The 21,063-nt window shown below is 73.3% G+C and carries 15 protein-coding genes and 1 other RNA gene; 10 read left to right on the top strand and 6 right to left on the bottom strand.

What is annotated here, in order from left to right:
* Positions 1-145: 145 nt before the first annotated feature.
* From ACZ6A9_RS21785 to ACZ6A9_RS21770, 4 genes are all read right to left on the bottom strand, one after another.
* Complete coding sequence (locus ACZ6A9_RS21785; protein ID WP_468987780.1) at positions 146-2,404, bottom strand: bifunctional glycosyltransferase/CDP-glycerol:glycerophosphate glycerophosphotransferase; 2,259 nt, start codon at positions 2,402-2,404, stop codon at positions 146-148.
* A gap of 147 nt (positions 2,405-2,551) precedes the next feature.
* Complete coding sequence (locus tag ACZ6A9_RS21780; RefSeq protein ID WP_468987778.1) at positions 2,552-3,442, bottom strand: carbohydrate ABC transporter permease; 891 nt, start codon at positions 3,440-3,442, stop codon at positions 2,552-2,554.
* Complete coding sequence (locus tag ACZ6A9_RS21775) at positions 3,439-4,788, bottom strand: carbohydrate ABC transporter permease (RefSeq protein ID WP_468987775.1); 1,350 nt, start codon at positions 4,786-4,788, stop codon at positions 3,439-3,441. The genes ACZ6A9_RS21780 and ACZ6A9_RS21775 overlap by 4 nt, the downstream gene beginning before the upstream one ends.
* 7 nt (positions 4,789-4,795) lie before the next feature.
* Entirely contained in the window at positions 4,796-6,217 is a 1,422-nt protein-coding gene (locus tag ACZ6A9_RS21770) for an ABC transporter substrate-binding protein (RefSeq protein WP_468987773.1), read from the bottom strand.
* Between the two features lie 203 nt (positions 6,218-6,420).
* On the opposite strand from ACZ6A9_RS21770, the gene ACZ6A9_RS21765 reads away from it, so the two are divergent.
* Positions 6,421-7,050, top strand: coding sequence for a hypothetical protein (locus ACZ6A9_RS21765; RefSeq protein ID WP_468987771.1), 630 nt, complete (start codon positions 6,421-6,423; stop codon positions 7,048-7,050).
* A gap of 22 nt (positions 7,051-7,072) precedes the next feature.
* On the opposite strand, the gene ACZ6A9_RS21760 is transcribed toward ACZ6A9_RS21765, so the two are convergent.
* Positions 7,073-10,789 (bottom strand): FHA domain-containing protein, encoded by a 3,717-nt coding sequence (locus tag ACZ6A9_RS21760; protein WP_468987827.1) that lies wholly within the window; start codon positions 10,787-10,789, stop codon positions 7,073-7,075.
* A gap of 489 nt (positions 10,790-11,278) precedes the next feature.
* Between ACZ6A9_RS21760 and ACZ6A9_RS21755 the strand changes: the two genes are divergently transcribed.
* The 4 genes from ACZ6A9_RS21755 (at position 11,279) to ACZ6A9_RS21740 (ending at position 16,601) form a co-directional block, all read left to right on the top strand.
* Positions 11,279-12,943: a serine/threonine-protein kinase gene (locus ACZ6A9_RS21755; RefSeq protein WP_468987768.1), complete on the top strand. Its 1,665-nt coding sequence runs from the start codon at positions 11,279-11,281 to the stop codon at positions 12,941-12,943.
* A gap of 110 nt (positions 12,944-13,053) precedes the next feature.
* Entirely contained in the window at positions 13,054-14,298 is a 1,245-nt protein-coding gene (locus ACZ6A9_RS21750; RefSeq protein ID WP_468987767.1) for a serine/threonine-protein kinase, read from the top strand.
* A 198-nt stretch (positions 14,299-14,496) separates the two neighbouring features.
* Positions 14,497-15,603, top strand: a complete 1,107-nt coding sequence (prfB, locus tag ACZ6A9_RS21745; protein WP_468987766.1) for a peptide chain release factor 2 — start codon at positions 14,497-14,499, stop codon at positions 15,601-15,603.
* A 308-nt stretch (positions 15,604-15,911) separates the two neighbouring features.
* A complete protein-coding gene (locus tag ACZ6A9_RS21740; protein WP_468987764.1) occupies positions 15,912-16,601 on the top strand; it encodes a hypothetical protein in 690 nt (229 codons plus the stop codon).
* Between the two features lie 98 nt (positions 16,602-16,699).
* On the opposite strand, the gene ACZ6A9_RS21735 is transcribed toward ACZ6A9_RS21740, so the two are convergent.
* Complete coding sequence (locus ACZ6A9_RS21735; RefSeq protein WP_228970122.1) at positions 16,700-16,891, bottom strand: hypothetical protein; 192 nt, start codon at positions 16,889-16,891, stop codon at positions 16,700-16,702.
* Between the two features lie 214 nt (positions 16,892-17,105).
* Here ACZ6A9_RS21735 and ftsE point away from each other — a divergent pair, with 214 nt between their 5' ends.
* The 5 genes from ftsE to ssrA all read left to right on the top strand — a co-directional run bounded on the left by ftsE (position 17,106) and on the right by ssrA (position 21,024).
* The gene (ftsE, locus tag ACZ6A9_RS21730) at positions 17,106-17,795 is read left to right on the top strand and encodes a cell division ATP-binding protein FtsE (protein WP_189561402.1); all 690 of its coding nucleotides are present in this window, start codon (positions 17,106-17,108) and stop codon (positions 17,793-17,795) included.
* A gap of 29 nt (positions 17,796-17,824) precedes the next feature.
* Entirely contained in the window at positions 17,825-18,742 is a 918-nt protein-coding gene (ftsX, locus tag ACZ6A9_RS21725; protein ID WP_468987762.1) for a permease-like cell division protein FtsX, read from the top strand.
* Between the two features lie 67 nt (positions 18,743-18,809).
* Entirely contained in the window at positions 18,810-19,994 is a 1,185-nt protein-coding gene (locus ACZ6A9_RS21720; protein ID WP_468987760.1) for a S41 family peptidase, read from the top strand.
* A gap of 45 nt (positions 19,995-20,039) precedes the next feature.
* Positions 20,040-20,519 (top strand): SsrA-binding protein SmpB, encoded by a 480-nt coding sequence (smpB, locus tag ACZ6A9_RS21715; protein WP_190094960.1) that lies wholly within the window; start codon positions 20,040-20,042, stop codon positions 20,517-20,519.
* Between the two features lie 102 nt (positions 20,520-20,621).
* Positions 20,622-21,024: a transfer-messenger RNA gene (gene ssrA, locus ACZ6A9_RS21710) on the top strand.
* The last annotated feature ends 39 nt before the right edge of the window (positions 21,025-21,063 follow it).

The raw sequence follows: 21,063 nt of genomic DNA, 5'->3' as shown, positions 1-21,063 counted from the left end.
TTTCCGTAGGGGATGGCGGGGCGCCGGCCGTCTCGGCGCGCGGGGCGCCGGCCGGGCCGCCCCGCGGGGCGCCAGGAGGGCGGCCGGGCCGCGGCGGGCCGCGACGAGCCGGGGAGCGTGGGAACTCCCGAGGGGGGAACGACGGTCAGCCGCCGTCGGTGACGGTCAGCAGCCCGGTGGGCCGCCGCGGGGCCGGCGTGACGGGCGACGGCACGTCGATCGCGGCGGCCGCCGGTGGCGCCGGGAGGCGCTCGTCCAGCGGCACGACCGGGGGCAACGAGGTCTCCCCGAGCAGCACCCGGCGCACGACGCGCTCGGCGGCCCGGCCGTCGTCGTGCGGGCAGAAACGGTCACGGAACGTCGCGCGCAGGCGTGCGGAGCGGGCTCCGCACCAGTGCCCGGAGGCGAAGATGTCGATCAGTTCGTCCTCGCTGCCCGCGACCGCGCCCGGCGGGAAGCACCGCGGATCGAAGGAGAGGCCGCGGGCCGCCTCGTACGCCTCCCCGTCCTCGGTGTGCAGGACGACCGGCCGGTTCAGGACCGCGTAGTCGCACATCAGCGGGGAGAAGTCGGTGACCAGGACGTCCGAGGCCAGACACAGCGAGACCACGTCCGGGTGCCCGCTCACGTCCAGCACCCGGTCGGAGGCGGCGGCCGGCCCGTCGTGCGGGTGGTGGGCGCGGGCCAGGACGACGAACCGCGGGCCGAGCCGGCGCACCACGCGTTCCAGGTCGAGCAGCCGGGGCTGGGTGCGGACGTAGTCGCGGCGGGCCGGCGCGTAGAGGATCGCCACCGAACCCTTCGGGACGCCCAGCGACGCGCGCAGCGCGGCGACGTCCGCGCCGGTCGCCGCGTGGAAGCGGTCGGCGCGGGGCCTGCCGTACTCCAGGGTGGTGTAGCTGCCGGGGTGCACGCGCTCCCAGGTCAGGGTGGAGTGGCGGTCGGCGGAGACGACGTAGTCCCACCGGTCGACGTCGCGGAGCAGCCGCGCGAAGTCGGTGCCCCGGGCCACGGCCGGACGCTCCTGGAGGTCCAGGCCCACGTGTCCGACGGGGGTGCCGGTCTGCACCCGGACCAGGGTCTGGCCCCCGCGCTTGACCAGACCGGGTTCCGTCTCCGTGTCGGTCACCAGGTACGCGGACCGGGCGAGCGCCGTCCAGTGGGCGGCCGTGCCGGGGACGAGGCGGCGGGTTCCCGGGGCGAGGGTGTGGTGGTGCTCGGGGCCGGCCACCCAGGCGGTGCGCAGGTGCGGGGCGTGCTCGCGCACCGCGGCCTCCAGGGCGGCCGGGTCGCCACCGCGGCCCGCCTCGGCCGTGAACAGGACGTGGTCGGTGCGCAGCGGGAGCATCCGCTGGCAGCGGTAGTGGGCGCGCAGGGCGGCGTGGCGCAGGGCGTCGGGCAGCCGGCCGGCGAGCCGGGCGGTCCCGCGGTACAGGGCCGCCGTCACGCGCAGGGCCCGGTAGGTGCGGTGCAGGCCGAACCGGACCAGCGTGTGGTGGACGCGGGCGCGCGCGGGGACGGGCGCACCGGGGGTGCGGTGGCGCCGGTAGTGGGCCCGGGCCCGGCGCAGGAACGCGGCCCGCGCACCGCGCGGCAGCCGGTCCCGCCGGGTGTACACCGTCACCAGGTGGTCGACCATGCGGCGGAACAGCACCGGGCGCCAGCGCTCCAGGTCGGGCCGCCCGTCGAGGAACGCGAAGACGCGGTCGTACTGGTCGAAGACGTCGAAGTGCCGGTCACTGGTGGTGCGCAGGATGCAGCCGGCCCGCCGCTGCCGGTAGTGCACGCACACCCGGTCGAGGGTGGCGATCGACTCCGCCGTCATCAGGGCCGGGTACGTCCACGGGGTGTCCTCGTAGTAGCCGGGCGGGAAGGCGAGCCCCGCGCGCCGCACGAACTCCCGCCGGTACGCCTTGTTCCACGCCACCATCAGCAGGTTCAGCAGCCCCGGCCGGTCGGCGAGCCGGAACGGCGCGGGTCCGCGTTCGGTGAGCTCGGCGGCGACCCGGTTGCGCACGGCCTCGCCCGACCAGTACGTCCGCGCGTAGTCGTAGACCAGCACGTCCGGGTCGCCGGTCTCCTTCAGCCGGTCGGCGAGGGCGAGCAGCGCGTCGGGGGTGAGGGTGTCGTCGCCGTCGAGGAACACCAGGTAGTCGCCGGTCGCCCGCTCGATCCCGGCGTTGCGGGCCCGCCCGAGCCCGGTGTTCTCCGGCAGGTGCACGACCCGTACGCGGGGGTCACGGGCCGCGAACTCGTCGATCACCGCACCGCAGGCATCCGGCGAGCAGTCGTCGACGGCGATCAGTTCGAGATCGGGGTACGACTGCGACAGCACCGACTCCAGGCACTCGTGCAGATACGCCTGGACCTGGTACGCGGGGACAATGACACTGAACCTGGGCAAGGGGCATCCAACGGTCGGTGCGGGCGTTCTGCCCGGCAACGGCCGCTGGGCCGACTTGGTTACGCCCCCTGGGGCATCCGGGGGACGCCCGTCACACGAAGGGGCGGACCTTGCCGGTCCGCCCCTTCAACTGTGCGATCACTTCTGCTACTTGACTGCACCGGCCATCACGCCGGACACGAACTGCCGCTGGAACGCGAAGAACACGACCAGCGGGATCACCATCGAGATGAACGCGCCGGGCGCCAGCACGTCGATGTTGTTGCCGAACTGCCGTACCTGCGTCTGCAGGGCGACCGTGATCGGCTGGCTTCCCGCGTCGGTGAAGATCAGCGCGACCAGCATGTCGTTCCACACCCACAGGAACTGGAAGATGCCGAGCGCGGCGATGGCCGGACCGGCGAGCGGCATCACGACCCGCACGAACAGGCGCAGTTCACCCGCGCCGTCCAGCCGGGCCGCCTCCAGCAGCTCCCTGGGGATCTCCGCGAAGAAGTTCCGCAGCAGGAACACCGCGAACGGCAGCCCGAAACCGACGTGGAACAGGACCACGCCGGTCAGGGAGCCGAAGATGCCCAGGGAGCCGAAGAGTTCGGCGATCGGGATCAGCGCCACCTGCACCGGCACCACCAGCAGCCCCACGACCGCCAGGAACCACCAGTCGCGGCCCGGGAACTCCATCCAGGCGAAGGCGTAGCCCGCGAGCGAGCCGATCACCACCACCAGCACGGTCGCCGGGACGGTGATGTACACCGTGTTGAGCAGCGAGCCGGTGATGTCGTCGTTACTCAGCAGCGTCTCGTAGGCGCCGAAGGTGAGCCGGGACGGTTCGGTGAACACCGTCCACCACCCGTCGGCGGCCATGTCCCGCGGCGTGCGCAGGCTGGCCAGCAGCAGCCCGATCGTCGGGACGAGCCAGAACAGGCCGACGACGATCAGGAAGACGCGGACCAGGCCGCCGCTCACCGCCCGGCTCAGCCGGGCGCCGAGCGACTCCCTGGCGACGACGGTTGTCGCGCCCGCCTCGGTGACACTCATCGCCTGACCTCCCGCCGCAGCCGCCTCACGTTGAACCACATCACCGGGATGACCAGCAGCAGCAGGAACACCGCGATGGCGCTGGCGATGCCCGGCTGGTCCGCCGAGAAGCCCTGGCGGTAGAGCTCCAGCGCCAGGACGTTGGCGTCGTCCTGGGAGGAGCCCGGGGCGATGATGAAGACCAGGTCGAACACCTTCAGCACGTTGATCATCAGGGTGACGGTGACCACCGCGAGGACCGGCGCCAGCAGGGGCACCGTGACCCGTCTGAACACCTGCCACTCGTTGGCCCCGTCGACCCGTGCGGCCTCCAGCAGTTCCCGGGGCATGCCCGCGAGCCCGGCCGCGATCAGCACCATCGCGAAGCCCGCCCACATCCAGATGTACGAGCCGATGATCGCGGGGGTGACCAGCGACGGGCCGAGCCAGTCCAGCCCGTTGTACGGTGCGTCGAAGTTGCCCGCCGGGAGCCGCAGTCGTGCCCCGTCGGCCTTCGACGACAGGGAGAACGTGCCGTCGGCGCCCGCCGTGGCCGTCTCCACCACCGTGCCGTCCCTCACGGCTTCGATCCGCATCCCCGGATAGCCGAGTTCCGCGGCGTCGACCTGGTTGAGCGTGCCGACGCCCTTGCCGCGGGTGAAGTCCTGCCAGGTGGTGCCGGTGATCCGGTCGTCCTCTGGCTTCGCCGCCGCCGCGGGCTTCGCGTCGTCCGGCATCAGATCCGGGGCGACCCCGACCAGCGGGAGCGAGACGGTGTCACCGGTGCTCACCGTGCCCCTGGTGACGAAGGCGCCCCCGCCGGCAGGCTCCAGCGGCGAGTCACGGCCCGGGTGCGCCTTCGGGAACGCGGAGGACTGGGCGAAGGTGTCGTGCACCCCCACCCACACCGCGTTCGCCACGCCCTTGTCCGGGTCCTGGTCGTACACCAGGCGGAAGATGATCCCGGCCGCCAGCATGGAGATCGCCATCGGCATGAAGACGACCAGCTTGAACGCCGTGCCCCAGCGGACCCGTTCGGTCAGCACCGCGAAGACCAGGCCGAGCGCGGTGGCGACGGTCGGCGCGAACACCACCCAGACGACGTTGTTCCTCAGGGCCGTGCGGATGCCGTCGTCGGTGAACAGCGCCCGGTAGTTGTCGATGCCGGCGAAGCCGTCGCCGGACTGGTCGTAGAAGCTGCGGATGACGGAGTACCCGATCGGGTAGACCACGAGCGCACCGAGCAGCACGAGCGCGGGCAGCAGGAACAGCGCCGCGACCGTTCTCCGGGTGCCGGTGACGCTCTTGCGCGACCTGGGAGCGGCGGGGGCCGCCTTCGGGGTCCCCGCCGCCGTGTCCGACGCCATCGCCGGATCAGTTCCCGTACGCCGCGGCCGCGTCGGCCTCCAGCTTCGCCTGGGTGCCCGCGATGTCCTTCGGGTTCTTCAGGAAGTCCTGCAGCGCCTTCCACTCGCCCTTGCCGGGCGTGCCGCCGAAGGCCTGCGGGGCCTGGTCGGACATGTCGAAGCGGAAGTCGTCACCGGCGTCGAGCAGCGCCTTGGCCATCTTCCGCTGGACCTCGTTGGGGTACGCCGAGTTGGGCACGTTCTTGTTCGGCGAGAGGTAGCCGCCGAGCTTGGCCTGGACGCTCGCCGCGTCCGGGGAGGCGAGGAAGGTCGCCAGCGCCTGCGCCGCCGCGGAGTCCTTCAGGATCACCGCCGCGTCGCCGCCGGACACCACGGGCGGGTCGTCACCGACCGCCGGGAACGGGAACACCTTCGCGTCCGTGCCCACCTCGGCCTCGGTCTCGCCGATGTTCACCTGCACGAAGTCGCCCTCGTAGACCATGCCGGCCTTGGGCTGGTCGCCGCCGGTGAAGGTCTGGGTCACGGATGCCGGGAACTCCGTCTGGAGCGCGCCGGACGCGCCGCCCGCGACGTAGTCCTGCTTGCCCCAGATCCCGGCGAGCGTGGTGAGCGCCTCCTTGACGGAGGGGTCCGTCCACTTGATCTCGTGCCGGGTGAGCTGGTCGTACTTCTCCGGTCCGGCCTGGGACAGGTAGACGTTCTCGAACCAGTCGGTCAGCGTCCAGCCGTCGGCGCCGCCGACGGAGAAGGGGGTGACCCCGGAGTCGTACACCGTCCGCGCGGCGGTGAGCAGTTCCTCCCACGTCTTCGGCTCGGCCGCGCCGGCGTTCTCGAAGACCTGGGCGTTGTACCAGATCAGCGACTTGTTGGCGGCCTTGTAGTAGACGCCGTACTGCTTGCCGTCGACCTTGCCGATGTCCTGCCAGCCCTGCGAGTAGTTCTCGGCGAGCTCCCTGGACGCCTCGGCGCCCAGCGGTGTGGCCCAGCCCTTCTCCACCGCCTGCTTGATGGCGCCCGGCTGCGGCAGCAGGGCCACGTCCGGCGGGGCGCCGCCCGCGATCTTGGATCCGAGGAAGTTGATGATCGGGTCCTGGGCGGGCACGAAGGTCACCTTGGCGCCGGTGCGCTTCTCGAACTCCGCGAGGACCTTCTTGAAGTTCTCCTGCTCGGTGCCGGACCACACGGCGGCGACCTCCAGGGTCTCGCCGTCCAGCTTCGGCAGGGTGACGGTGGTGCCGGTGTCGCCTCCGGTCCCGCCGTCCCCGGCGTCGTCACCGCCGTCGTCGTCGCCCCCGCAGGCGGTGAGGGAGACCGCCAGCACACCCGCGGCGAGCGCGGCGGCGGCTCTCACGGCCCTGCGGGAGCCGGGGGTCGTCATCGGGTCGCCGGGCGACCTGCGTATGCGGATGGTCCTGCTCGTCCTGCGCATCACTGCCCCGTTCTTCGTACTCCGTCGTACTTCGCCGAACGTTCGAGCGCTGTCCCGTGCGCTCTGGTCTACGCCCGGCGCCTGGGGGTGGCAAGAGCGCGTCCCGTGTCAAGTCCGCGATCGTGACCGCGTCGTGACCGGGCGTCACGCGGGTGAGTATCCCGACTCATGACGCGCGCACGTCGAGCCGGAAGGCTGGGGGCATGTTCATCAGACGATCAGTCACGGCGGTCGCCCTCCTGGTGCTCACCACGGCGGCCTGCGGGACGCAGCCGAGCGGCGTGCGGGCGGCACCCCCGGAGAGCCCCCCGCCGTCTCCCGGCGCCCTGCCGTCCTCCGGTGCCCCGCGGCCCTCCGGCTCGCCCTCCGACGCCCGGCCGAAGTGCGCGCAGCCGGCAAAGGCCCCCACGGTGCCCCCGTCCCCCACCCCCACCGGCACGACGGGGCGGCCGGAGCGGAGCGGCGACGGCGCGCCCCACTACGCCGAGAACCACGCCTACCGGATGCAGGCGTCCCTGAACCCGGAGAAGCGGGCCTGGGGAGCGGCGTCGGCGAAGCTCGTCCGCGCGGAACTCGAGAAGGTGCGGGCGGCGGGCGGATCCGGTGCGTACGGCGCCTTCCCGCAGGCACGGGTCACCGCGGCCCTCGCCCGCCTCGGCTGCGGCGAGGAGCACGGGGTCTACGTCAACAACGGTTTCTACAGCCTCCACACCGGGACGGTCTGCGTGTCCGGCCGGGTGACGCGGGACGAGCTGACCACCGAGGTGCACGGCGCCTACGTCGAGCCCCAGCCCGGAACCGGGCCCTGCGTGGAGAACCGGGGAGGCCACTGACCGGCCTCCCCGCCCCCGGAGGTCACAGGAGGGAGGGGACCTCCGCGGCCGAGACCTGACGGGCCGCCCGTTCCAGGGCGCTGGCGAGCAGTGCCAGGTCAGTCGGGCCGTTGCCGAGCTCGCGGACCGGGCGGCGGGCCGGGGGGTCGCCCATGCGGTGCCACTCCAGGGGGACGACCGTCGGCCGCAGGGTCGCCGTCCGCGGGATGCGGCCGGTCACCCGGCCGCCCTGGAACGCCGTCTCCGGTCCGTCCGGGCGAGCCAGCCGGCCGCGGCCCGGTACCGGGGCGTCGGGGCCCGCGTCCGGCACGGGCGCGTCGAGCGTGACGCGCAGCGTCGCCCGCCGCACCGGCTCGCTCTGCGCCGTCCGGGCGCACGGTCCCGTGGCCGTCACCAGGTGCACGCCCAGCCGTTCGCCGTCGCGCGCCACCGCCTCCAGCGCCCGCGTCACCGACCCGGCGGCGGGCCGCCCCGGTGAGCCGAGCGCGGGGGAGACCAGCGCGTCCAGGTCGTCCACGACCACCACCAGCCGGGGCAGCGCGGGCGGGGCCTGCGTCCGGCGCCGGTCCGCCGCGGGCCGCAGCCGCAGCGTCGAACTGGGCGGAGTGTCCAGGTCGCCGTTCTGTTCGTTCGCCCCCGGGCGGGAGACCGCCGTGCGCTGGGCGACCATACGGTCCGACAACGCGCGGCCGGTGTGCCACTCCGCGAAGTCCGAGCGGCCCAGCAGCTCCGCGCGCCGCTTCAGCTCGGCGCTCAGGGACTGGGCGAACTCCCGCATCCGCACCGGATCGTTGGCGCACAGGTGCGTCGTGACGTGCGGTACGTCGGTACACACCCGAAGGCCGTCGCCGTGCCCGGGCCCCGGCGCGGGGCCGCCCCTGCCGTCGACCAGCACGATGCCCAGCCGGTCGGGGCGCTCGGCGGCGGCCAGCGAGGCGACGACCGCCCGCAGCAGTTCCGTACGGCCGCTGCCGGGCGGGCCCTCGACCAGCAGATGCGGTCCGTCGGCGGCGAGGTCGGCGACGACCGGGCCGCGCGGGCCGGCGCCCAGTATGGCGGTGACCCGTCCGCCGAGGGCCCGGGTGTCGTCGGCGGCGTCCGCCCAGCGGGCCATCAGCGACGCCGGGGTGGCCCGGGCCAGGCCCAGCTCGTCCAGCAGCCGCGCCGACCGGGGCAGCGGAGCGGACACCCGCGCGTGCCGTTCGCCCGGGGCGCTGTCGGTGCGCAGCGGTGCGAGCGCCCGCGCGAACCGCTCGGCCCAGGCCGGGGAGACCGCGTCGACGGTGGCGAGGGTGCCGTGGCCGACGGGGCCCGGAGGTGTCCCGGAGCCGCTGCCGGCCACCCGCAGCAGCCGCAGCGCGGTCGCCACGTCACCGCTGAGCAGGGCGACCGCCCCGCACGCGCGGAACGACGGCGTCACCGCGCAGGCCGCCTCGTACGTCTCCGTCACCGGGGACGCGGGGGAGGCGGCGGCCGTCTCGGCGAGGCACAGGACGTGGATCCCCGCCCGGGGGCCGTCCTTGGTCAGCCGGGCCACCGCCTCGCGGACGTCGGCGCCGCCCGGGTCGCCGTCCACGACGACCACGGTGCGGGGGCCGTCGCCCCGTGGTGCGGGCGCGGCCGGGTGGTCCTGGTCGGCCAGGCGGTGCAGCAGTTCGTCCGCGCGGGCCGTGGCCTGCTCGTGGTCGTGCGCCAGCAGCAGGCGGCAGTCCTGGCCGTGGCCCGGGCGCAGGTGGGGCAGCCAGCCCAGCCAGGACCACTCCGCGGTGCGCTCCGCCAGCGGGCGGGAGGGGTCCGCGGCGATCAGGACGATCTCCAGACAGTCGGGCGAGTGCAGCGCCGCGAGCTGGGCCAGGACCGCGCGGGCCAGTCCGGCGAGGCGGTCGCGCGGGCCGGCCAGTCCCAGCGCGCCCACCTCGCGCAGGTCCGACGTCACGGGGACGGCGGGCAGCAGGCCCGAGCCGTCCGGCGCGGCCCGGTCGGTGGTGCCCAGCCGCACCGTGAGCGTCTCGGGATGGCCCGGCCCGCGCTCCCACAGCCGGGGGCCGGGGCCGAGCGCGGTCAGCAGCAGCGTGGCGGGGTCCGGCCAGGTCTCGGGCTGTGCGGGGGCGGCGAGGACCGGCTGCGGCGCGGGCCCGTCCGGCGGCGCGGCGGGTCCGACCCGCGCGTCCGCCGTCGCCTCCCGCTCCGCCCGGCCCCCGGTCAGGCGCCGGGCCCAGGCCCCGATCCCGCCCCGCCTGCGCTCGGCGGGGGGCTGGGGGAGGTCGGTGCCGCGGAGGGGGGTGCCCTTGCGGGAGCCCCCGGTGTCCGCTCCGTGCCGGGTGTCGGGGCCGGACGCGTCGCCGTACCGCCCGTCCCGCACCCGGCCCGTGGTGCTGCCGGTGGGGCCCTGGGGGGCTCGGGGGGAGCGGGCTGGCCCGCCGGGCGTCGCGTCGGGTGCGTGGGGGGAGTCGTGACCGTGGGGCGTCGTGCCCCGCGCGGGGTGCGCGTCGCGTGCGTGGTCGGCCGCGCGGGGGGAGTCGTGGTGTCCGTGGCCCGCGGTGCCGTCGGCCGGTGCTCCGGGTGCGGGCGAGGTGTCCTGGCGTCCGTCGTGTGCCGTACCGCCGGGGAGGCCCGCGGGTGTCCCGCCGCCGGCCCGGTGTCCCGGGCCGGCGGCGGAGGAGGCGCCGGTGCCGGGCCCGTCGCCGAGCGATCCGTACCCCGTACGGGTCTCGTCCGCGGCCGGCCCGGGCCGCGAGACGCGCCGCCCCTTGGGCATCCGGGGCACATCGCCCCGCGCGGCGATCCGCAGCGTGCGCCCTCCGGGGCCGCCGCCGTGCTGCTCGGCCCCCGGCGCCCCGCCCTGCTCCGGCACCAGCGGCCCGGGCCCCCGGGCGGCTCGTCCCGGGGCGGTGTCCCCGCCCGGCCCCCGCCCGTCGGCGGCGCGGCTCCCGTCCTGCGCGGTCCGGCTCGCCGGGCCGTAGGCGTGGCGGGTCGGCCCCCGGGGCGGATCGGCCGGGGCCACGCGCGTGTCCGGGCGGCCGGACGTCCCGGAGCGCGACCCGCCCCCGGCCGCCTCACCCGCCCGCGGTGCCGGCACCCGGACGTGTCCCTCCCCGTCCGGTGTCGTCGCCGACCGCGCGCGCGGTCCCGCGGCCGGTGTCAGGCGCAGCGCCGACTCGCCGATGCGCAGCAGTGCGCCCGGGGTCAGCCGGACCGGGCGGGGGCCCACGCGCCGCCCGTCCAGGGTGGTGCCGTTGGTGGAGCCGAGGTCGGCGACCGAGACGCGGCCGTCGGAGGCGACCGTCACCGCGCAGTGCAGCCGGGAGACGTCCGGGTCGTCGAGCGGTACGTCGGCGTCGGCGGAGCGGCCTATGCGGATCTCGCCGCCGTGCAGCAGGTGCACCCCGCCCGCGTCGGGCCCGGCGACGACGTGCAGCCGGGTCGGGGCCTCGTCCAGCTCGGGATGCGGCTCGGGCTCGCCCGGGGCGCCCACCGCGAGCACCGCCCCGTCGATCAGCGGCGGCTCGCCCAGGGTGCAGCGCTGGGCGTCGAGCCGCCGGTCACCGGCGTACAGCACCGGCGCGCCGGTGGAGCCGGACGTGCCGTCGGCGCCGGAGACCGCCGAGGCCAGCGCGGACGCCACCGCGGCCAGGGCCGTGCCCGCGGGCGCCGTGACCAGCACGTCACAGCTCGTGGCCCGCTCCCGCGCGGGGGAGGAGGGTCCCAGCGGGTCTACGACGGTCAGCCGGATCTGCATCGCCGTCAGCGGTCCCTTCTGCGCGGGCGCCCGCGACACGGGGGGACGAAGCCGCCCCGCGGTCCCCCACCGCGGACTTCCCCCACCGCCACACGCGCACGTACGGCCAGTACTGCACGCATCCTCGCACCTGCCACCGACAACGCGCCCGCCGCCCGACAGTGAATGATCTTGATTGGTCGGCTCTGCCCGCAAAAATGCCTGACCAGTGACGGACCGATGATCGTTCTGAGCCCACTTGAGATCGGTCACGTCCCAGGTTCGGCAACCAACGGACCGGGTGGAGCGTCTTTCCCGCGAACCGTCGAACACCGACGGGTACCGGTACGTAAGACCTCCACAGAGGAACAGCCGGTCCCGCGACAGGAACGCGGCGTCGGAGGACGACCGGCCGGTATGCCGCGCGCGGCACTACAGTGGGTCGGAACATTCCGCAGCAGGGTGGACCACGGTGTACGCCAGCCAAGCAAGCAGCAGGGAGCGCATGACGTGCGGCCGGTAGGGAGCAAGTACCTGCTCGAGGAGCCGCTCGGGCGCGGCGCCACGGGCACCGTCTGGCGCGCACGCCAGCGGGAGACCGCCGGTGCCGAGGCGGCCGTGCCGGGACAGCCCGGCGAGACCGTCGCGATCAAGGTCCTCAAGGAGGAGCTCGCGAACGACGCCGACGTCGTGATGCGGTTCCTGCGCGAGCGATCGGTCCTGCTGCGGCTCACCCATCCCAACATCGTCCGGGTCCGTGACCTGGTCGTCGAGGGCGATCTGCTGGCCCTGGTCATGGACCTCGTCGAAGGCCCCGACCTGCACCGCCACCTCCGGGAGAACGGGCCGTTCACCCCGGTCGCCGCGGCGCTGCTGACCGCGCAGATCGCCGACGCGCTCGGCGCCAGCCACGCCGACGGCGTGGTGCACCGCGACCTGAAGCCGGCCAACGTCCTGCTGAAGCAGACCGGCGGCGAGATGCACCCGATGCTGACCGACTTCGGCATCGCCCGACTCGCCGACTCCCCGGGCCTGACCCGCACCCACGAGTTCGTCGGCACGCCCGCGTACATCGCGCCCGAGTCCGCCGAGGGCCGCCCGCAGACCTCCGCCGTCGACATCTACGGCGCCGGCATCCTGCTGTACGAGCTGGTCACCGGCCGTCCGCCGTTCTCCGGCGGCTCCGCCCTCGAGGTGCTGCACCAGCACCTGAGCTCCGAACCGCGCCGTCCCTCCACGGTTCCCGACCCGCTGTGGACGGTCATCGAGCGCTGTCTGCGCAAGAACCCCGACGAGCGGCCCAGCGCGGAGAACCTCGCGCGCGGCCTGCGCGTCGTCGCCGACGGCATCGGCGTGCACGCGAACTCCGCGCAGATCGGCGCCGCGGAGAACGTCGGCGCGCTGCTCGCCCCCGACCCGGCGCCCGCGCCGGTGCCGGACGCCCCCGGTGCCGCGGACCCCACCCAGGTCCTGCCGCACGGCGCGGGCGGCTACGACCCCAACGGCGCCACCAGCGTCCTGCCGCAGACCGGCGGACCGGCCGGCGCCGCCGACCCCACGGCCGTACTCCCTCCGGTGCCGCCCGGGCAGCCGGGGCAGCCCGGCGGGCCGGGCCCCGAGGACCCGCATCCCTGGCAGAACCAGCTCCGCGCGGCCCGCGACCGCAACGAGCAGACCCAGGTCCAGTACCTCGACCCCGGCCAGGACCCGCTGCGCCGCCGCCCCCAGCGGCAGGTCGCCCGGCCTCCCCAGCAGCCGCCGCAGCGCCCCCAGCCCCAGCCGCAGCCCGGCCCGGGGTACGGCTACCCGCAGCAGCCCCAGCCGCAGCGGTACGCACCGCCGCCCGAGCCCCAGCGGCGGCAGCAGCCCCAGCCGCAGCGGTACGCGCCGCCGCCGGAGCCGCAGCGTCCCGCGCGGGAGCCGCGGCCGCCCCGGCAGCGCGGCGCCAACCCGATGCGCATCCCCGGTCTTGGCTGCCTCAAGGGCTGCCTCTTCACGCTCGTCATCCTGTTCGTCGCGGGCTGGCTGATCTGGGAACTGAGCCCGCTCCAGGACTGGATCGGCACCGGCAAGGGCTACTGGGAGCAGCTCAGCGACTGGTTCGGCACGGTGACGGGCTGGATCGAGGACCTGGGCGGCCCCGAGGAGCCGTCGGCACCCTCCGGGACGAACTGAAGCCGGTCTGCCGATATGTCGACATCCGGGGGTCGATTTCCGTATCCCCGGTGAAGGCCGGCTGCCCGGACGCGTAGCTTTGGCGACAACACGCGTCGGTAGGAGCAGTCTTGGCACGGAGAATCGGCAGCCGGTACACCGCCCATCAGATCCTCGGGCGGGGCAGCGCCGGCACGGTGTGGCTGGGCGAGGGCCCCGACGGGCCCGTCGCCATCAAGCTGCTGCGTGAGGATCTCTCCTCGGACCAGGAGCTCGTCGGCCGCTTCGTGCAGGAGCGGACGGCGCTGCTCGGTCTGGAGCACCCGCACGTCGTCTCCGTGCGCGACCTCGTCGTCGACGGCAACGATCTCGCGCTGGTGATGGACCTGGTCCGGGGCACGGACCTGCGCACCCGCCTCGACCGGGAGCGCAGGCTCGCCCCGGAGGCCGCGGTGGCGATCGTCGCCGACGTCGCCGACGGGCTGGCCGCGGCGCACGCGGCCGGGGTCGTCCACCGGGACGTGAAGCCGGAGAACGTGCTGCTGGACATGCAGGGTCCGCTCGGCCCCGGCGGCTCGCACCGCGCCCTGCTCACCGACTTCGGTGTGGCGAAACTCATCGACACCCCGCGCCGCACCCGGGCCACGAAGATCATCGGCACGCCGGACTATCTGGCCCCGGAGATCGTGGAGGGCCTCCCGCCGCGCGCCTCGGTCGACATCTACGCCCTCGCCACGGTCCTGTACGAGCTGCTCGCGGGCTTCACGCCGTTCGGCGGCGGCCACCCGGGCGCCGTACTGCGCCGCCACGTCACCGAGACGGTCGTCCCCCTGCCCGGCATCCCGGACGAGCTGTGGCAGCTCCTGGTGCAGTGCCTGGCGAAGGCCCCGGCGTCCCGGCTGCGCGCCTCCGAGCTGGGCGCGCGCCTGCGGGAGCTGCTGCCGCTGCTGGAGGGCATGCCCCCGCTGGACGTGGACGAGCCGGACACCGAGCCCGAGGAGGAGGCGGGTGAGGCCGTGCCGGCGTCCGGCCCCTCCCGGTCCGCCGGTGAGCCCGTGCGGCGCCGTGGGGCGGTCCCGCTGGTGCCGGGCGCCAAGCCGTCCGACTCCAACCGTGACACGCACACGTCCATGAGGGTGCCCGCCCCCGACGAGCTGGCCGGCGGTGCCCGCGGTACGGCCCGCGCACCCCGCGCGTCCGGCGCCCCCCGCCCCGGTTCGGCCCGCAACCGCGCGGTCACCCGCAGGCGCCGCCTGGCCGTGGCCGTGGCGGCGGCACTCCTGGCGGCGGCCGGCACCGCCACCTGGCTCGCCACCTCCGACGACACCCCCACCCCGCCCGAGGACACCCAGAACTCGGCCCCGGCCGCCCCCTGACCCCTCCTCCCCCAAGGGGCGCGGGGAACCGCGCGAAGGGGGTCCGGGGGCGCAGCCCCCAGGACGGGAAGGGAAGGGGCGGCGGGGGCGAAAGAAGTCCGTGCCCGCGCCCCCGCCCGACCCGCCGCCCCACGCCCCGCGCCCTGGTCACCGGCCACCCGGCATGGCCCGGTACCGGAAGCCGTTACGCTGGAGGGCGTGGCAGTCGTCGATGTATCCGAAGAGCTCAAGTCCCTCTCCTCGACCATGGAGTCGATCGAGGCCGTTCTGGACCTCGACAAGCTGAGGGCAGACATCGCCGTGCTCGAGGAGCAGGCGGCCGCGCCGTCCCTCTGGGACAACCCGGACGAGGCGCAGAAGATCACCAGCAAGCTCTCCCACCTCCAGGCCGAGGTGCGGAAGGCCGAGGCGCTGCGCGGCCGGATCGACGATCTCGCCGTGCTCTTCGAGATGGCCGAGGAGGAGGACGACCCGGACACCCGCGCGGAGGCCGAGTCGGAGCTCGCGTCCGTCAGGAAGGCGCTGGACGAGATGGAGGTCCGGACGCTGCTCAGCGGCGAGTACGACTCCCGTGAGGCGCTCGTCAACATCCGCGCGGAGGCCGGTGGCGTCGACGCCGCCGACTTCGCCGAGAAGCTCCAGCGCATGTACCTGCGCTGGGCCGAGCAGCACGGCTACAAGACCGAGATCTACGAGACGTCGTACGCCGAAGAGGCCGGCATCAAGTCGACCACCTTCGCCGTCCAGGTGCCCTACGCCTACGGCACCCTCTCCGTCGAGCAGGGCACGCACCGTCTGGTGCGCATCTCGCCCTTCGACAACCAGGGCCGCCGCCAGACCTCGTTCGCCGGCGTCGAGATCCTCCCCGTGGTCGAGCAGACCGACCACATCGAGATCGACGAGTCCGAGCTGCGCGTGGACGTCTACCGCTCCTCCGGCCCCGGTGGTCAGGGCGTGAACACCACCGACTCCGCGGTGCGCCTCACCCACATCCCGACCGGCATCGTGGTCTCGTGCCAGAACGAACGCTCGCAGATCCAGAACAAGGCCACCGCCATGAACGTCCTCCAGGCGAAGCTGCTGGAGCGGCGCCGCCAGGAGGAGCAGGCCAAGATGGACGCCCTCAAGGGCGACGGTGGCAACTCCTGGGGCAACCAGATGCGTTCGTACGTGCTGCACCCGTACCAGATGGTCAAGGACCTGCGCACGGAGCACGAAGTCGGTAACCCCGAGGCCGTGTTCAACGGTGAGATCGACGGCTTCCTGGAGGCCGGGATTCGCTGGCGCAAGCAGCAGGAGAAGTAACTCCCCGAGCGAACCGACGATTTGTCGACAAGGCAACTGCCGCCCAGTGGGCGGCAGTTGCCTTTTCCTGTCTGGGATGCCCGCGTTTTACGTCACAGTTGCGGCTTCTCCGTCCCGCAAAGCGCTCGTAGCCGGACATCGCGCACGCAACGGCCTTGACGTTCTTTTGGAAAGTGGGAAGGGTGAAGCGTGGCATGCGTATCTCCGGGGCGCATGTGAACCGGGGGGCGTTTCATCGCAGGTACCCCCGTTGATCACGGCCCCGGGCGCCGCCTCATTGACGATCAGCTACTGGGGGTAGCACACACATGACGAAGAAGACGCGGATCCGCGTCGCACGCATCGCAGCCGGCGCCGTGGTCGCCGCGGGTGCGTCGCTGATGGTGACGGGTGTCGCCCAGGCCGACCCCGGCGACCCTGTTTGCGACATCGTGGTCACTCCGGAGTGCGAGGAGGAGCCGGGCGGGGAGAACCCGGGCGGGGAGAACCCGGGTGGGGAGAACCCCGGCGGGGAGAACCCGGGTGGGGAGAACCCCGGTGGCGAGAACCCGGGTGGGGAGAACCCCGGTGGCGAGAACCCGGGCGGGGAGAACCCCGGCGGTGAAAACCCGGGCGGGGAGAACCCCGGCGGTGAAAACCCCGGCGGGGAGAACCCGGGCGGGGAGAACCCCGGTGGCGAGCAGCCCGGTGGTGAGGACCCCATCGAGGAGCCCACCGAGAAGCCGACCACCCCGGGCGGCGGCGGCGGTGACGACGACACCGGCACCTCCCCCGACGGCGGCGGCACCTCGCCGCAGGACGAGGGCTCCTCGGCCCTCACCGAGACCGGCGACGAGGCCCCGGCCACCTCGGCCCAGGGCAACGGCAAGGAGCTCGCCGAGACCGGCGCCGCCGAGATGACCTTCCTGGTCATCGGTGCCGCCACGATGATCGCCGGCGGTGTCGGCTTCCGGGTGCTCCCGCGCCTGATGACCGGCCGCGGCGGTGCCGCCGCCTGACGGTGGCGGCACGCGTACGCACCGTACGCATGACGTGTGACGAAGGGCCCGGAGCGCGACCGCGCTCCGGGCCCTTCGTCACATCCCCGTCCCGGCCGTCAGACGGTCTGCTGGGCGAGCAGTGCCACCGCCGCGATCAGTACCGCCAGCAGGGCGATCAGCGCCACCGGGTTCAGCCCCGCGAAGAAGTTCTCCTGCTGCAGCCGCTCGCGGTTCGCGCGGCACACCGGGCACCGGCCCTCGCTCACGGGCGCGGCGCAGTTCGCGCACACCAGCCGGTCGTACGTCATGCGCTCGCCCTCCTCGCACCTGTTCCAGTCACACAACGCCCACGTCCGCGTGAACGTTCCCCCCTCCCACTGTGCCAGGTTCCCGCGGATGCCGCGCCGGGTCGCTCCGGAACAAAACGGCCCAAGGCTTACACAACCCCTCCGGTGACTGCGCTGGGCTCCCCGGGTCGCGTATGGTCACGCTCATCTACCCCCGGCTACCCGTGGTGCATCCGTGATCCGATTCGACAACGTGTCCAAGGCCTACCCCAAGCAGAACCGCCCCGCACTCAGGGACGTCACCCTGGAAGTGGAGAAGGGCGAGTTCGTCTTCCTCGTGGGGTCCTCCGGCTCCGGAAAGTCCACCTTCCTGCGGCTGATCCTCCGCGAGGAGCGGGCCAGCCAGGGGCAGGTGCACGTCCTGGGCAAGGACCTCGCCCGCGTCTCCAACTGGAAGGTGCCGCAGATCCGGCGCCAGCTGGGGACCGTGTTCCAGGACTTCCGCCTGCTGCCGAACAAGACGGTCGCCGAGAACGTCGCCTTCGCGCAGGAGGTCATCGGCAAGTCGCGCGGCGAGATCCGCAAGTCCGTGCCGCAGGTGCTCGACCTCGTCGGGCTCGGCGGCAAGGAGGACCGCATGCCGGGCGAGCTCTCCGGCGGTGAGCAGCAGCGCGTCGCCATCGCGCGGGCCTTCGTCAACCGGCCCAAGCTGCTCATCTGCGACGAGCCCACCGGCAACCTCGACCCGCAGACCTCCGTCGGCATCATGAAGCTGCTCGACCGGATCAACCGGACGGGCACCACCGTGGTGATGGCGACGCACGACCAGAACATCGTGGACCAGATGCGCAAGCGCGTCATCGAGCTGGAGAAGGGCCGTCTCGTCCGCGACCAGGCGCGCGGCGTCTACGGCTACCAGCACTGACGCTCCACGGAAAGGCTTGATCAGACGCCATGCGCGCCCAGTTCGTCCTGTCGGAGATCGGCGTCGGTCTCCGCCGCAACCTGACGATGACCTTCGCCGTCGTCGTCTCCGTCGCCCTGTCGCTCGCCCTGTTCGGTGGTTCGCTCCTGATGAACGACCAGGTGAACACCATGAAGGGGTACTGGTACGACAAGGTCAACGTCTCCATCTTCCTGTGCAACAAGAGTGACGCCACGTCCGATCCCCACTGCGCCAAGGGCGCGGTGACCGACGACCAGAAGAACCAGATCAAGACCGACCTGGAGAAGATGTCGGTCGTCGACACCGTGACGTACGAGTCGCAGGACGAGGCGTACAAGCACTACAAGGAGCAGTTCGGCGACTCCCCGCTGGCCAGCTCCCTCACGCCGGACCAGATGCAGGAGTCGTACCGCATCAAGCTGAAGGACCCGGAGAAGTACCAGGTCATCGCGACCGCCTTCGACGGGCGGGACGGCGTGCAGTCGGTGCAGGATCAGAAGGGCCTGCTGGACAACCTCTTCGGGCTGCTGGAAGGCATGAACATCGCCGCCCTCGCGATGATGGCGCTCATGCTGGTCGTCGCCCTGATGCTGATCGTGAACACGGTGCGCGTCTCCGCGTTCAGCCGGCGGCGCGAGACCGGCATCATGCGGCTGGTCGGTGCCTCCGGCTTCTACATCCAGACGCCGTTCATCATGGAGGCCGCCGTCGCCGGACTCATCGGCGGTGTCGTCGCGTGCGGATTCCTGGTGGTCGGGCGGTACTTCATCATCGACCACGGGCTGGCCCTGTCGGAGAAGCTGAACCTGATCAACTTCATCGGCTGGGACGCCGTACTGACGAAACTCCCGCTGATCCTCGCGACGAGTCTGCTGATGCCGGCGTTGGCCGCGTTCTTCGCGCTGCGCAAGTATCTGAAGGTGTGATTCTCACCAAGAGGGGCGCGCGGTCAACCGGCCGTGCGCCCCTTCGCGTTGTCCTAGACTCACCGGCATGTCAGGTCGTGCCCTGTTCTGTCAGTCCCGCCGCATCGGCCGCGGTGCCGCCCTGACCTTGGTGTTCGCGAGCGTGCTGGTCGCCGGTGCGGCCACCGGCAGCCTCCCCGGCACCGACCGTGACACCACGGCGGACAACGCCCCGGCGGCCGCTCCCGTGGGCCACCACGCCGCCGTCACCCGGGCGGCCGAGGAGGCCGCCGCCGACGGCACGTCCCCCATGGAGGCCGCCCAGCGGGCCGTCAGCCGCAGCGGGGACCGCTGGGCCGCCGTCTACTCCCCGGGCGAGTACGAGGAGTTCGAGGAGTCCCTGGACGGCCGCTACACCGGCGTCGGGCTGTGGGCCCGCGAGCGGGACGGCCGCATCGAGGTGACGAAGGTGGGCAGCGACACGCCCGCCGCCGAAGCGGGCATCCGCGCCGGCGACCGGCTGCGCAGCGTCGACGGCGAGCGGGTCGACGGCCGCCCCGTCACCGAGGTCGTCTCCTTACTGCGCGGCGGCACCACGGGCGGCGACAGCGCCGGCACCACCGTCCGCCTCGGTCTGGAACGCGGCACGCGCATGTGGAGCGAGACCGTGCGCCGGGCCAGGCTCACCCGCGACACCGTCACCGTCCGCACCCTGAAGCCCGGCGTCACCGTCGTCGAGGTCGCCGCCTTCACCCGGGGCACCGGCGACGAGGTCCGCGCCGCCGTGAAGCAGGCCCCCGCCGACTCCGGGATCGTCCTCGACCTGCGGGGCAACCCCGGCGGGCTGGTCGCCGAGGCGGTCACCGCGGCCTCCGCGTTCCTCGACGGCGGCCTGGTCGCCACCTACGACGTCGACGGCGAGCAGCGCGCCCTGCACGCCGAACCCGGCGGCGACACCACCAGACCCCTGGTCGCGCTCGTCGACGGCGGGACGATGAGCGCCGCCGAGCTCCTCACCGGGGCCCTGCAGGACCGCGGCCGGGCGGTCGTCGTGGGCTCCCGCACCTTCGGCAAGGGCTCGGTCCAGATGCCGACCGAGCTGCCCGACGGCTCCGTCGCCGAGCTGACCGTCGGCCACTACCGCACCCCCTCCGGCCGGGGCGTCGACGGCCACGGCCTCACCCCCGACCTCGAGGCCGGCGCGGACGCGCTCCAGCGGGCCGGGACGGTCCTCGGCGGACTCGGCGCCCGGGGCTCGTCCCGCGGGAGATAATCGGCTTCCCGCCGACCCCCTCCGTAGTGCGAAAATGGCGGCACTATGGCTAAGGAAAAAGGGCGCAAGCTGATCGCGCAGAACAAGAAGGCGCGGCACGACTACCTCATCATCGACACCTACGAGGCGGGCCTGGTCCTCACCGGCACCGAGGTCAAGTCCCTGCGCCAGGGGCGTGCGTCCCTCGTGGACGGCTTCGTCCAGCTCAGCGACGACGAGGCGTGGCTGCACAACGTGCACGTGCCGGAGTACAGCCAGGGCACCTGGACCAACCACAGCGCGCGGCGCAAGCGCAAGCTGCTGCTGCACCGCGCGGAGATCGACAAGCTGGCGTCCAAGTCCCAGGAGACGGGGCACACCATCGTGCCGCTCGCCCTGTACTTCAAGGACGGCCGGGCGAAGGTCGAGATCGCGCTGGCCAAGGGCAAGAAGGAGTACGACAAGCGGCAGACGCTGCGGGAGAAGCAGGACCGGCGCGAGACCGACCGGGCGATCTCGGCGGCCCGCAGGAAGCAGCGGGCGTAGCCCCCCGCCGGGGGCCGGGGAATACGCTGGCACCGACCCGCGTTGGTCACCTATGATGGCGACAGCACCCCACAGCGGGTGCGCACCTTGAGAAAAAAACATGGGGATGATCGGTTTCGACAGCGGCTGTCGAAGCAGGGGAAGCGTGTCGAGGAAGCGGCCATGATCTCGTAAACCACAGGCCGAAAAAAACAATCGCCAATTCCAAGCGATCTGTCTCCCAGGGCGAGCTCGCCCTCGCTGCCTGATTTCAGGTAGCGAGCAGCGGCTCCCCTACTGAAGGGAGTGTCAGCCCGGGGGTGTTCCCGACCCGGATCCTGGCATCAGCTAGGGAACTAAACCTTGATCCCGGTCACGGGGTGAAGAGGGAAACCTAACAGTGACTGGGCCCGTCGGAGACTTGTCGACGTGATCTCCGGGGCCGAGAAAAGCACAGTCGACTGCACACGGAGAAGCCCTGGTTCCGCACCGTTGGACGCGGGTTCGATTCCCGCCATCTCCACTCATCCCATGTGGGCACAGGCCCCGTCGCTCCGAGCGGCGG

The sequence above is a fragment of the Streptomyces sp. NPDC041124 genome, from assembly GCF_055592385.1.
The sequence above is the reverse complement of the archived record's forward strand: the minus strand, read 5'-3'. Positions and strand labels throughout refer to the sequence as shown.

Bases quoted from the DNA above. Each gene is read 5' to 3' on its own strand.
- ACZ6A9_RS21775 (WP_468987775.1), bottom strand. From the start codon at position 4,788: ATGGCGTCGGACACGGCGGCGGGGACCCCGAAGGCGGCCCCCGCCGCT.
- ACZ6A9_RS21770 (WP_468987773.1), bottom strand. From the start codon at position 6,217: ATGCGCAGGACGAGCAGGACCATCCGCATACGCAGGTCGCCCGGCGAC.
- ACZ6A9_RS21760 (WP_468987827.1), bottom strand. From the start codon at position 10,789: ATGCAGATCCGGCTGACCGTCGTAGACCCGCTGGGACCCTCCTCCCCC.
- ftsX (WP_468987762.1), top strand. From the start codon at position 17,825: ATGCGCGCCCAGTTCGTCCTGTCGGAGATCGGCGTCGGTCTCCGCCGC.
- ACZ6A9_RS21720 (WP_468987760.1), top strand. From the start codon at position 18,810: ATGTCAGGTCGTGCCCTGTTCTGTCAGTCCCGCCGCATCGGCCGCGGT.
- smpB (WP_190094960.1), top strand. From the start codon at position 20,040: ATGGCTAAGGAAAAAGGGCGCAAGCTGATCGCGCAGAACAAGAAGGCG.
- ACZ6A9_RS21765 (WP_468987771.1), top strand. From the start codon at position 6,421: ATGTTCATCAGACGATCAGTCACGGCGGTCGCCCTCCTGGTGCTCACC.
- ACZ6A9_RS21740 (WP_468987764.1), top strand. From the start codon at position 15,912: ATGACGAAGAAGACGCGGATCCGCGTCGCACGCATCGCAGCCGGCGCC.
- ACZ6A9_RS21735 (WP_228970122.1), bottom strand. From the start codon at position 16,891: ATGACGTACGACCGGCTGGTGTGCGCGAACTGCGCCGCGCCCGTGAGC.
- ACZ6A9_RS21780 (WP_468987778.1), bottom strand. From the start codon at position 3,442: ATGAGTGTCACCGAGGCGGGCGCGACAACCGTCGTCGCCAGGGAGTCG.